The organism is Bradyrhizobium sp. LeoA1Lang, from assembly GCF_055413685.1.
Map to the genome: position 1 here is coordinate 1 of NZ_JBVAPG010000204.1, position 12,599 is coordinate 12,599.

General features: G+C 58.7%; 11 protein-coding genes and 2 pseudogenes. 4 read left to right on the forward strand and 9 right to left on the reverse strand.

Annotated elements, in window-relative coordinates; genetic code table 11:
- Window positions 1-316: 316 nt before the first annotated feature.
- The 7 genes from ACZYOF_RS38290 to ACZYOF_RS38320 form a co-directional block, all read right to left on the reverse strand.
- Window positions 317-1,813: an MEDS domain-containing protein gene (locus tag ACZYOF_RS38290; RefSeq protein ID WP_463718998.1), complete on the reverse strand. Its 1,497-nt coding sequence runs from the start codon at window positions 1,811-1,813 to the stop codon at window positions 317-319.
- A gap of 504 nt (window positions 1,814-2,317) precedes the next feature.
- Entirely contained in the window at window positions 2,318-2,560 is a 243-nt protein-coding gene (locus ACZYOF_RS38295) for a hypothetical protein (protein ID WP_463718999.1), read from the reverse strand.
- A 276-nt stretch (window positions 2,561-2,836) separates the two neighbouring features.
- Window positions 2,837-3,754 (reverse strand): NADP-dependent oxidoreductase, encoded by a 918-nt coding sequence (locus ACZYOF_RS38300; RefSeq protein ID WP_282531500.1) that lies wholly within the window; start codon window positions 3,752-3,754, stop codon window positions 2,837-2,839.
- Between the two features lie 295 nt (window positions 3,755-4,049).
- The gene (locus ACZYOF_RS38305) at window positions 4,050-4,454 is read right to left on the reverse strand and encodes a YybH family protein (RefSeq protein WP_282531501.1); all 405 of its coding nucleotides are present in this window, start codon (window positions 4,452-4,454) and stop codon (window positions 4,050-4,052) included.
- A 125-nt stretch (window positions 4,455-4,579) separates the two neighbouring features.
- The gene (locus tag ACZYOF_RS38310) at window positions 4,580-5,572 is read right to left on the reverse strand and encodes an AraC family transcriptional regulator (RefSeq protein ID WP_282531502.1); all 993 of its coding nucleotides are present in this window, start codon (window positions 5,570-5,572) and stop codon (window positions 4,580-4,582) included.
- 286 nt (window positions 5,573-5,858) lie between these two features.
- On the reverse strand, window positions 5,859-6,263 hold the full coding sequence (locus ACZYOF_RS38315) for a YybH family protein (RefSeq protein WP_282531503.1): 405 nt from the start codon (window positions 6,261-6,263) through the stop codon (window positions 5,859-5,861).
- A gap of 578 nt (window positions 6,264-6,841) precedes the next feature.
- On the reverse strand, window positions 6,842-7,045 hold the full coding sequence (locus ACZYOF_RS38320; protein ID WP_463719000.1) for a hypothetical protein: 204 nt from the start codon (window positions 7,043-7,045) through the stop codon (window positions 6,842-6,844).
- A gap of 818 nt (window positions 7,046-7,863) precedes the next feature.
- Here ACZYOF_RS38320 and ACZYOF_RS38325 point away from each other — a divergent pair.
- Window positions 7,864-8,184: a PepSY domain-containing protein gene (locus tag ACZYOF_RS38325; protein WP_282531504.1), complete on the forward strand. Its 321-nt coding sequence runs from the start codon at window positions 7,864-7,866 to the stop codon at window positions 8,182-8,184.
- 14 nt (window positions 8,185-8,198) lie between these two features.
- A complete protein-coding gene (locus ACZYOF_RS38330; RefSeq protein WP_282531505.1) occupies window positions 8,199-8,819 on the forward strand; it encodes a general stress protein in 621 nt (206 codons plus the stop codon).
- Between the two features lie 163 nt (window positions 8,820-8,982).
- Here the strand turns inward: ACZYOF_RS38330 and ACZYOF_RS38335 are convergent, their stop codons facing one another.
- Window positions 8,983-9,177, reverse strand: coding sequence for a hypothetical protein (locus ACZYOF_RS38335; protein WP_349017063.1), 195 nt, complete (start codon window positions 9,175-9,177; stop codon window positions 8,983-8,985).
- 163 nt (window positions 9,178-9,340) lie between these two features.
- Between ACZYOF_RS38335 and ACZYOF_RS38340 the strand changes: the two genes are divergently transcribed.
- A complete protein-coding gene (locus ACZYOF_RS38340; RefSeq protein WP_349017064.1) occupies window positions 9,341-9,685 on the forward strand; it encodes an alpha/beta fold hydrolase in 345 nt (114 codons plus the stop codon).
- A gap of 325 nt (window positions 9,686-10,010) precedes the next feature.
- Here the strand turns inward: ACZYOF_RS38340 and ACZYOF_RS38345 are convergent.
- Window positions 10,011-10,292, reverse strand: a pseudogene (locus tag ACZYOF_RS38345) (tyrosine-type recombinase/integrase); the annotation flags it as partial.
- A 538-nt stretch (window positions 10,293-10,830) separates the two neighbouring features.
- Between ACZYOF_RS38345 and sdhA the strand changes: the two are divergent.
- Window positions 10,831-12,471: pseudogene (gene sdhA / locus ACZYOF_RS38350) on the forward strand (succinate dehydrogenase flavoprotein subunit); the annotation flags it as partial.
- Window positions 12,472-12,599: the final 128 nt, after the last annotated feature.

Consider the following 12,599-nt stretch of genomic DNA (forward strand, 5'->3'; position numbering starts at 1 on the left):
AAGCATGAAATTCCGCGCGGCGACTGGGAAATGACATCACGCGATGAAGTCAATAACCGCGCGTTATGATGGCCGTTCGCCTTCCGCATCGGACTCGCGTGCACTCGAGGCCGACTGCTTTTGGCCCGAGGGCGAAGTCCGGATGAGCTCTAAAACGGTCTGCTTATCGGGGTAGACCGGAAATGCTCGGCCGACTTCTCGAACGGCGCTTTTGACCCATTCCGGACTTCAGGCCCCAAGAACTCCTTCCGGAACGGCAGGCTACCGTTCACGATGTCGGGGTTGCGAGGACGAGTCTAATTTTGCGTTTACACTCTCACCCTACAGGCAAGATACATTGAACGACTGTACCCGGGGCGGCAGTAGCAGAGGCCCATATTCGTCCCCCATGAGCTTCGACGATCGATCGGCAGATCGATAGTCCCATGCCCATGCCACCAGGCTTGGTAGTGTAGAATGCGTCGAACAGGCGGGCCAAACTCTCCGGGTTCAGTCCCGGGCCCGAATCCCGCACGGCGACAAGCACCCAGCCCGATGCATCTTTTCCGGTGCTGATTAGCAACTCTCGCGCCCCTTCACTGACCGCGCTCATCGCTTCGACGGCGTTGATGATCAAGTTGAGGATCACTTGTTGCAGTTGGACTCGATCTCCTTGAATGAGCGGCAAGGCCTCCGCGAGTTGTGTCTGCACCGAGACGCCGTTCTTCACAATTTCGCCGCGGGTCAGGGCAATGACCTCAAGGATTGCTCCGTTGATCTCCAAGGCATCCTTCCGTGGGGGCGCCTTCTTGATTAGGGCACGGATCCGGCCTATGACGTCGGTGGCTCGGTTGCCTGCCTCGACGGTGTTGCCGAGCGCCTGCCGGGCCCGCTCCAGATTTGGCGGCTGGGCGTTTAGCCAGCGCAAGGCAGCTCCGGCATTGGTAACTGTCGCCGCGATTGGCTGCATGACTTCATGGGCAATCGAGGCCGACAGCTCTCCCATCGTCGTGACGCGATTGACGTGTGCCAGCTGCGTCTGCGCCTCACGCAGCGCTTCCGACGCCAGCATCAGCTGGTTGGTCCGTTCTACGACACGTTGTTCGAGTTCCTCATTGAGCCCCTTGATTTCGGCCTTGGCTCGCTTGAGCGCGGCGGTTTCGACAATGTCCCAATTCCCGTGTCGCCTTGCGAGGACAAACTGGTGTGTACGCACCACATCCAGGATTTCATGAGCTCCGCACGTCGCAAGCGGGTACGTGCACAGCAGGGCAAGGCTCTGATTGCTGATAACCTCGTTGAGACTATCTTCATAGTCGCAAAAGTGTCTCCAGAAGTCCTTCTTTGCTACCCAGGTTGTATCCCCGGTCGCTCTCATGCCGGCGTACCCTCTGGCCGATACGCTAGCGAGCTTCTCATACCAAGCGTCTGTCAGTCTCTTGCCATCAAACGTGCCGCCCTGGAGAAACCAATCGCGGGCCGACGCAATTTCCATCCTGGAGTCCGCCAGGTGTCGATCAAGGTCAGGCATAGCGGCTTTCAACGCAGCTGTGGCTTCTTCGATCGTCAAAGGCTCGGCAACAACCCACAGGCAGTACTCCTCCCTTCCCAAACCCGACTTGAAGAATTCGATCAACGTGTCGAGGAGATCCTCTCTCGTCTCATAAAAGAGGCAAAAGTGGGCACCCCAGGCCACCATGTCGCCAACGACGTCGATTCCGGTCTTCCGCATCTCTGTTGTCATTGGGGTCACCTCCAATTTCCAACGTTCCGGTTGCGCAAACCAAAGTTCTACTGCGGCCGCAGCAGCAGTAGCGATTGGCGTTTTGATCATAATGGTGCTCTAGGTCAGTATCGAATTCCGACCCGAGCGGTCAGGAAGGTTAAGCCGACTTCTTGTGGTCGGCCATGAATTTCCTCGACGAACCTTTTGTTGCTGAGGCACGTCAGTGATGCTGACAGTAGATCCATCGTCTGAGACGAATCGGGGCTTTACCACGGGGCGCATCCTCGTCGGCTAAGGTCGTGGGTTGCTCATCGCCGCATCCACCAATGATCGATTAGGCGACGACATCCGCTTGTGGCCCGAATGCGAAATCCGCGCGGGATCGGAAATGGTCTGCTTACCGGGGTAGATCGGAAGTTACTGGTCGACCTTCCAATCGGCGCTTTTGACCCCGAAGGCGACATCCAGCCTGGTCGGGTTAAGAGCCGCGGGTTCCGTTGACCTATATTGCTGGCGTAGCGGTCAATGCAGTGCACTTGGCGACAGCGGCTGAGCCTAAGCCACCCGTGGCCTATTTTCTTGACCAGAGATCGGACGCTACTGATGTGCCGATCAATCTTCCTCGCCGATGCAACGGATGTCGTCGTCGAAAAGGTGTGCTTTGTTGAAAGGCCAAGTTGGATAGGTGGCCGTCACGGCGACGGGATGACCAACGATATCCTCTTCACTCCCGTCAAAGTCATCGAGGTCAAACGGGGCCAAGTCGAAATTGGCCAAGCATTTGATGTCCGAATGGGATTGCGAAATGACTATCGAGATTTTGCCTATCCGCACACGCCCGATCAACGCCGTCATCGAATGTATCCTGAGCCGCAGCGCCGAACTCTATCCGGCCGCATCGACGATCTCCGAGGGTGCTTGGCGGTTTTATGTGATGCGAGCGTAACGACAGAGCCCGGATGCGCCCAGGAAAAACTCTTGGGAACGCGTCCGGGCTTTTGGTATGTGCCGACGAGGTCAGGATCGCGCGAGATCAGCCTGATTGCAAAGGCGACGACGGTCGCGACGATCGCCACGATCCAAAAGGCGACGATGATCCAGAGGAGCGCAAAACCACGCGGCCCCGAGTCCTCACGGACGAACGCGGATGATCGTCTTCCCGCTGATCCGCTTGGTCGGATTGAAAGCGACGACGGCATCGTCGAGGGTCGCGATGCTGCCGATGTTCGTCCGCAGTCGTCCGTCCCGCACCCGCTGGACGATCTCACCCAGTTCGGCGCGATCGGACACGAGAACAAAATCGATCGCCAAACCGTCGGCAGGCCGTGCCTCGCTGGGGCCGGCGATGGTCACCAGCGTTCCTCCGGCTCGAATCAGGCCTGCGGACCGCTTCGCGATGTCGCCGCCGAAGATATCGAAAACCAGATCGACTCCGCCGACGTCTTCGAGGACGTCGTTGTCGAGGTCGACAAACTCCTGCGCGCCGAAGTCGAGCGCCGACTGACGGTGGGCGGCGCGTCCGGTACCGATGACGTAGGCGCCGGCCAATCGCGCGAGTTGCGTCACCATCGAACCGACTGCGCCGGCCGCGCCGTGCACGAGGACGCTCTGCCCCGCCTGAAGGCGACCGTGCTCGAACAGTCCCTGCCACGCGGTCAGGCCCGGCATCGCCACGCTCGCGCCCACCGTGAAGTCGACATCGCCCGGCAGCGGCGCGAGGTTGCGCGCCTCCACGGCCACATACTCGGCCAGCGTGCCGCCGCGATACGAGTCCGTGAGGCCGAACACCCGCTGTCCCACCGACAGCCCGGTCGTGCCGTAGCCGAGGGCGGTGACCACTCCGGCCAGCTCTTGCCCGGGAATCACCGGCGCCCGGTCACGACCGAGGCGATCGGTCCAGGTCGAGGGCCACGTCAACTCATCCCAGGTGAATCCCGACGCATGAACCTGAACGACAACGTCATTGATCGCTGCGTACGGCTCGGGCCGCTCCATCAGCTTCATCCCCGCCGTTCCCGCGGCCTGATCCGTTACCACAATCGCCTTCATGTGAATTGTCTCCTCGTTATTCGTGACGCCTTCATGCTGCGTAACGCGGTCTACAACAAGACCGACACGCTCAAGCCGAACCAGAAGTTGGGGCTTCCTGCGCCGCCGGTTATCACGGCGCCCGCCTAATTGAATAAACCTGCGTCCTGCGGGGCTCGTCTTGGGCCCCGCAGGATGAACGAGGATCAAATGCGAGAACATGATCCATAGGCGAGGTGCAAGCGGACCCTGCGCCTAATACTCCGATGGGTTTCACACCGTACTTTTGATAGTAGGTGCTCGGCTGGCGCATATGTCAGGCGGGCTTTCGCACCACCGTCCCTTGATTGTTATCGATTATGAACCGCCAGATTCCGTCCGCGCCGCGGCGCACGATATCGCACGCCGTGCCTTTGAGGTGCACCTCCTTGCCGTCGCGACCCGTGCCCTCGATCCACCAGTCATACACGAGCTGGGCGATATCGTCGCCGACGAACACATGGCGCATCTTAGTCACGAGCGGCACGCCGGGCCCGACAAAGCGCTCGAGTCGGACGGAGATGTCTTTGTGACCAGTGACGGTTCGCCCGTCATCCTCGACGAACGTGCACTTCGGGTCGAACAATTCAATCAACGCGCTGACCTTGCCGGAGTTAAGTCGCTCGATCAGCGACGGGACAACGTCTTCGGGTTTAGTAGGGAGTGGAAAGGACTCAGACATCATTGATCTCCTGTTCGTGCTGGTTGAAACCGTTTGGCGGGCGCTTCGATCGCGCCACCACCACACAGTACGGTCGGCGATGCAGACTTCGAGACTGGATCAGCTCAATAAGATGCCCAAAAGGATCAATCTGACACTTCTAGGTCTCGGACCACGCCCGATTGCTGGCCATTGTGCGCCAGTCGGCGCCATTCCCCTGGCGTCATCCCCATCCTTTCGGCAAACACACGCCGGAATGCCGAAACAGATTGGTACCCGACTGTCTCGGCCACAGCCTCGGTGCTGATCGCTGGCTTTTTCAACTCGTTGGCCGCCAGACTCATGCGGAGATCGGTCAACAGGTCGAGGGCGGAGCAACCTAGCCTGTCTTGAAAGTGCCTCATGAACGTTGCGCGTGACATGCCGCACAAGTCCGCCAGATCAGGCAGTTTCCAAGACCGCGTCGGATCGGCGAATATCGCTGCAATTGCTGGAGCCAGCCGCGGATGGCCGGCCAGGGCCAACAAGCCTTCGGGTGGTCTGTCGCCTTCGCTTGCCGCGCGTAATACCAACGTGAATAGGGCCGAAGAAAGTGCGTTGAGCATGGCACGTCCTCCCGCTCTGTCACTCGAGGACTCCATTCGCATCAGACTCACCAGGCTGGCGAGTTGGTTGGAGGCGGAGTCGATTCCGTCTTCTCCATGACCATTCATAGCCCGCGTCACCAGATCCGCGGGCATGTAGTTGCGGATCAGCCGATCATGTGGTGGCGCGATGAAAAATCGCCCACACATTAGATCGAGTTGCTCGCCCTCGCCCTCGTTCTCGCTCAACACCCATCCGGCAGACCCCCGGTGTTCCTGGGTACGGATAGGCGTTTGCCCACTACCGTCGTGCAGCACATGCGCCGCACCGTGAGGTAGCAGCACGATGTCTCCGCTCACCAGCTCTCGTGCTGTTCGCGTCTCTGAGTACTCGATAATGGCGCGGCCCTTGACTATGACGTGGTAGGGAATTTCGCTCGCGGCGGCTTGGCTCCAGGTAACGCGCCACGGCGCACCATAGGCGCAGCGCACCTCGAGCTGACCGGTTATGGTGACGATTTGTAGGAGATGGCTTAGCCAGTCGACTTGGGACATAAGAACTCGGGAGCTTGAAACACCTCAAGAATTTTATCACATTCGCAGGCCGTTTGAGCACCGTATGCACGATTGAGATCGCCGGCGTGTGGACGTCCGGATACTTTTTAGATCATGACGCGAGAATTGGCTGATGTCCTGCGGGGCTCGTCTCGGGCCCCGCAGGTTGAACGAGGATCAAATGCGAGAACATGATCCATAGGCAAGGCGCAAGCGGACCCTGCGCTTATACTCCGATGGGTTTCACACCGTACTTTTGATAGTAGGTGCTCGGCTGGCGCATATGTCAGGCGGGCTTTCGCACTGCCGTCCCTTGATTGTTATCGATTATGAACCGCCAGAATCCGTCCGCACCGCGGCGCACGACGTCGCATGCCGTGCCTCCGAGGTGCACGTGCTTGCCGTCGGGCCCTGTGCCATCAATTGACCAGTCCACCACGAGCTGGGCGATCTCGTTGGCGACGAACACATGGCGCACTATGGTCTTCACCGGCAGGCCGAGCATGATATCGCGCTCGAGTTTGGCGGCGATCTCTGCGTGACCAGTGAGGGTTCGCCCGTCATTCGCGACGAACACGGCCTTTGGTTCGAACAAGGCCATTACCTCGCTGACCCTCCCGGATTTAAACCGCTCGATCAGCGACGGGACAACGCCTTCGGGCTTAGTAGGGAGTGGAAAGGACTCGGACATCATTGATCTCCTGTTCGTGCTGAAACGGTTGCTCTGTGCGTTACTCCCAACGCGACTGTGGCAACTGTTGATCATTGCGGGACGAAATTTTCCAATAGCTGGCACGTATCGTTTCGATGGCGGCCAGGAATAGTGCAGCGCATTCTTCGGCACCGACGAAGGATTCCTTCGGCGCCAACGAAGGGCTCCAGTCGTGAGGACTGTCGCGCCCTTCGTTGGTGCCGAAGAATCCCTTCGCATCGAGGCGCAGGCCGACGAGTCATTACGAATCCTTTTGAACGTTGAGCCAGCGCTTAGCGGCGCCCTCACGGTCAAAGATTTCAGACGGGCCCGTGATGCTTATCAGCAGTCAGCGCCGGATGCGAAGAATGGACCAGAATGAGATCAAGCTTGGATGCGTCTATTACTGCCGCGGCGGCTGGTATAGGCGGCCCGCAAGTCCGCTTCTGGCCCATCGGCGAAGTTGCGGTCCGCCGCTTTGAGGCCTGCTTTGTGGGGTATGGCGCACCAGAATTGCTCACGGTCAGTCCTTCCCATTTTGACCCTTACCGGACGTGGCAGCACTCTCCCTCATTCGATTATGTTATCAGCGCGCGCCTGAACCCGCGGCGGAATCCTTGGCTCAGCCGTCCCTCAGCCAGCGGCGCGACAACGGCCTTCAGCGTCGCCGCGTCGACTGCACCGGTGATCCGCATCCAAGCCCCGGCCGTAAATTCGATCTCGATCGCCCCGCTGCCGGCCGACTTGCCTGGACCTACCGCCGTCTCTGAGACGGGGACCACCCGCGCTGGTCCGGAAATCGAATCTGGGCCGTGTGCACAAGTGCACAGACGCGCTGCCCGCGCTGGGCTTGGTTCGGTGGGCCGACCTCCCGACGATCATTCAACCTCCCTCAGCCCAATGATCGAACGGAGAGGAAGCGCGGCCCCGGCGCTTCTCTCCCACGAAAGTCGCGCCGGGGCAGCTCTCCTGAGACAGGAAGTGATAGACAGGAAGTGATGATGACGCCGCGCGAGAGACGCGACATGCCTTATATCGTTGGGCTCGCCTGTGTGGCGGCGGCGCTAATGGTCGCCCTTGCTGCGTTGTGGAGATAGCGTTCAGCCCGCACTCAGTCGAGCAACGTGGCAGAGCCGGTGTCGGTTCGCGCGCGACCGGCCGGCCGAAAGACGCAATCGATTTTTTCTTAGCCCTTGGTTACAAAGTGCACAGACACGCTGCATCGAGTGTGCCCTGTTTCGGCAAGCGACTCTCCCGCTGATCACCAAGGGTCCTTCAAAAGGGGCAGCCGAGAGCAAGCGACGCCCCGGCGCAAACCCTGCTGATTCCTCGGGCGCCGGGGCGGTCAAACTCCGCCTTCCTTAACGTAAGTGATTGAACTCCCCGGTGGCATGGCAGGCTGGCTCCGGCTGATGGGGATACATCTCCGTTACCCTTCAGTGTGACGATGCAGGAGCCCCCGATGGAAGCCGGGGGATCTCTTTTTATTGGGACAAGACTTGCTGCGCGGAATGCGACAGCGTCGACTGGGAAAAATAGGAACACATCATTCAGCGATCAGTTGTTGGACCTCTGCATCTTCCAACGAGGACTACAACAAATGAAGCGTACCTTACTTGCAGTGTTAGCGACTGCGGTGCTCTCAGCGAGCCCGGCGATAGGGCAAAATCCCCCTGCCCAATCTGGCCCGAACAACAGTGCTGTCAACAGCTCGGGACAAAACAATTCGAGCGCCCCCGTGGCTGGCCGCAACAGCTTCACCGAGAGCCAGGCAAAGTCGAGGATCGAGCAGGCGGGCTACTCGAATGTTACATCTCTGAAAAAGGACGACGACGGCGTGTGGCGCGCCAAAGCCAACAAAGGCGGTTCGTCGACCGATGTCAGCGTGGATTTTCAGGGCAACGTAAACTCAGCTAAGTAAGAAGGCACCTTGACATGACCGTTACAATTTCGCGCCTTTATGACAACTACGCCGATGCGCAACGGGCCGTTACCGGCCTGGAGGCGGCAGGCGTGCCTCACTCCGACATCAGCATTGTCGCCAATAATTCGGACAACTGGTACAGCGCCGATAGAAAGATAGATCGTGATGCCGACGGCGTGGATGATCGCGCCGAAGGTGCCGGTAAAGGCGCCGGGATCGGTGCTGGAGTTGGCGGTGCGGCTGGATTACTAGCGGGGCTCGGGTTGCTCGCCATTCCGGGTCTAGGACCGGTGGTTGCTGCCGGGTGGCTCGTCTCCACGGCGGCCGGCGCGGCTGCTGGCGCTGCCACCGGCGGTGTTGTTGGCGCCTTGACCCAAGCAGGGGTCTCGGCGGAAGAGGCTCCGCTGTACGCCGAGGGCGTTCGTCGCGGTGGCACGCTTGTATCAGCGCGGGTTGCTGACGCCGACCGCGGACGGCTGGAATCAATCCTCGACCAGTCCGCTGTCAATCTCCGCGACCGCAGCTCCGCTTGGCGAAAGTCGGGCTGGAAGAGCTTCGATCCGTCGAGCAAACCCTATGGAGCCGAAGAGGTACGCAAGGAGCGTGAGCTATATACTGCGAAAAGGCGATAGCGCCCGACGACCCGCTTCGGTGGGTCGTTCTTTCTTCCGCCTAAAGGGCGCTTGGTTCATTTACCTCCCTCAGCCAAATGACCTTACTATATCGAGGGCTTCCACGACTGCCATGCCGGAAGTGGCGCGATACTCAACGCCGCCCCGGTCAGGGACTGTCAGGTTATTCGGCCGCGATCGGGTGCACGGTTCCGCTCTGGCCTTGGCTCGCGAACGCAAAGCCCTCGTAGCCCTTTTCGGCGACCTCGGCGCACTTCCTGCGATAGCCGCCGACGCCTTCCGGGCCGAGATACGGCAAGAAGCGGTGCGCCTTGCCGTCGATGTTGGCGCCCATGTACCAGGAATTGGCGGTGATCACGAGGGTCGAATTCCACGCACCGCGACCACGTCCACTAACGTTCACGCAGCCAACGGAGACTATCGTGACCAAACAGAGCATCGTTTTCGCGCATGGACTCTAGGCCGATGGATCATGTTTCAGCAAATTGATCCCCTCGCTCCAAGCCGAGAGCCATGACGTGATGGCCAGTCAGCACGGCCTGGACTCCCTCGCGACCGACGTTGTCGCCGTGAAGGCGTGCCTTGCTCGGGTCGTCAGCCATGCGATCCTCGTCGGTCATTCCTATGGCGGAACACTGATCACGCACGCAGGTACCGACGCGCGAGTAGCCGCGCTCGTTTATATTGCGGCCCTCGCGCCGGATGCCGACGAAACCTCCCAGAGCCTGCTTGGTAAGTTTCCGACGACCTCCGTGTTCGACCACCTCGATGCCCCGGAAGGACGCATCTGGCTCAAGCAAAGCGGCGTCAAGCACTTCGCGGGCGATCTGCCCGAAGCGGAGCAAAAGCTGGTGTATGCGACGTAGGGTGCGCCGGTGGCGGACCTCCTCAACCAAAAGGTCGAGGGTACAGCGTGGAACGCCAAGCCGACCTGGTATGTCCTCACCACCCAGGACCAGACGGTTCATCCGGAACTGCAACACTTTGTCTCGAAACGGATGGAAGGCCGCCACGACCGAAGTCACGTCGTCTCACGTTCCCATGCTATCCAAGCCCAGACGTGGTTCTCGATGTGATCCGCAAGGCCGCGAGCGCAGTCTCAGCGTCCTGATCGCGATCGGCGATTTCGGCTGTTGGCCCCAAAGCTGGCGATTGTGCTCGGGCAGAGCATTTCCGCTCTGCCCGGGTAGTTCAGACGTCGACTTGTTCTGCTATCGCGAGCGCGTCGTCGACCTCAATTCCCAGATATCGAACCGTGCGCTCGATTTTGGTATGCCCAAGAGTAGCTGCACGGCCCGGAAATTGCCTGTGCGCCGATAGATAAGCTTGGCTTTCGTGCGACGCAGCGAATGCGTTCCGAACATGTGAGGATCCAACCCCTATGCCGGCAATCCAACCCGACAACAGCCGCGCATACTGCCGAGTGGTTAAGCTGTAATCGGATCCCCTCCGGCCGATGAACAGACGGTCGCCCGGCTCGCTGCCGCAATAGCGTAGAAGTAATTGCATCATAATTGCGCGGCGATTTAACGTTGAGCATTGCGGTGCGCGTCATCGCGTTCTCCTGTTGCCTTTATAAGAAATCGTAGTGGACAGGCGGGAAGAGTTCTCGGCGCAAACAACCGAGATGAAACCGTCTCGTTGGTCTTCATCTTAGGAGCGCCAAGTATGTCGGAATCAGGAGATGGCCATGGCCAAACGTGAACCAAGTCAGCTTGCATCATGCCCAATTCCGTTGATGTCACTTCGATCTTCAATTCACGTAGCTGTGCTTTGACGATCAGTCTAATATCTAGGCCTCGAGACTTGCATAATATGGCACAATCTATATTATTATCCCGGTGCCTAACTTGGATGCCGATCCACCCTTCGATCGTGGAGATGTCTCCTGGTGTTCCTGAGGGCGGCGTCCCAAAGAACTGAGACGGCGTGAGGCTGGATTATGTGCGTGACGAGCTATCGTGGCTTGCCGCGCCCCTTTTCGGTGCGTGACGCTTTGCGGGACATTCAAATGAACGAACCCACAAAACCGCAATCGCCCTTACCAATCGGCCGAACATATCCGATCACGGATCATACATTTGACGTGGTTGTATTGGGCGCAGGTGGGGCGGGTCTTCGGGCAGCAGTAGGCTGCGCCGAAGACGGACTTCAGACTGCGTGCATTTCCAAAGTCTTTCCCACCCGATCGCACACCGTGGCAGCTCAAGGAGGGATTTCGGCGGCATTGGGTAACATGGGCGAAGATGATTGGCGTTGGCACATGTACGACGTCGTGAAGGGCTCGGACTGGCTCGGCGATCAAGATGCTATTGAGTATCTGTGCCGCAACGCGCCTGCAGCTGTATACGAATTGGAGCATTGGGGCGTCCCCTTTTCGCGTACCTCAGAAGGGAAAATCTATCAGCGACCGTTCGGCGGTATGACGACCGAGTTCGGCAAGGGTATCGCCCAACGAACGTGTGCCGCAGCCGATAGAACTGGACATGCCATACTCCATACTCTGTACAGTCAAGCTTTGCGCCATCGCGCCCACTTCTTCGTAGAGTACTTCGCGCTCGATCTGATCATAAACAGCGAGGGCCGTTGTACTGGTGTTGTCTGCTTGAAGATGGACGACGGTACAATTCACCGTTTCAATTCAAGAATTATGATCCTCGCTACGGGAGGATATGGCAGAGCCTACTTTTCTGCAACGTCCGCTCACACCTGCACGGGGGACGGATCGGCCATGGTCTTGCGAAGCGGATTGCCGCTCCAAGATATGGAATTCGTCCAATTCCATCCAACTGGGATATATGGTGCAGGTTGTCTCATAACCGAAGGCGCGAGAGGTGAAGGAGGATACCTCACTAATTCGGAAGGGGAACGGTTCATGGAGCGCTATGCTCCAACTGCCAAGGACTTGGCATCCCGCGACCTGGTCTCTCGTGCAATGGTCTTAGAAATTCGGGAAGGCCGTGGTGTAGGTAGGCACAAAGACCACATCTTCCTTCATCTTGACCACCTAGACCCGAAAATATTGAAAGAGCGCCTACCAGGTATTTCCGAGAGTGCAAAGATTTTCGCGGGCGTAGATGTTACCAAATCTCCCATTCCCGTACTTCCTACGGTTCACTACAATATGGGGGGTATCCCCACAAACTATCACGGTGAGGTTCTGACTAAGAAGGACGCCAACCCGGATACGATAATACCTGGTCTTATGGCAGTCGGCGAAGCCGCCTGCGTTTCTGTGCACGGAGCCAACCGACTTGGATCGAATTCCCTGAACGACCTCATCGTATTCGGTCGAGCGGCTGCTCTTCGCGCGTGTGCGCTCGTGAAAGATGGAGCTCTACCCGAACCCGTATCCAATTCGGCAAGTCTTGCGCTTGACCGGCTGGATCGATTTAGGTGGGCTTCTGGATCCACTCCGACTGCCCGCATACGCGAGAAAATGCAAAGAGTCATGCAGGAGCACTGTGCCGTCTACCGCACGGGCGAGCTTTTGGCCGAGGGCAGTGGTTACTTGACCAATCTGTGGAAACAGATGTCTGACATAAAAGTGTTTGATAGATCGTTAACTTGGAATTCCGATCTCATCGAGACAATGGAACTAGACAATCTCATGTGTCAAGCGATCGCGACGACGGACTCGGCTCTCAGTAGAACGTAACCGGCATGAGGCCCCCACCTAGCCATCCTTCGGCTTGCGCGCGATACAGCCTGGCATGAGCGGATCGGTGGAGGTGTAACGATGGCAAATGCCATGCTTGATGCCAGGCAGGAAGGTGACTC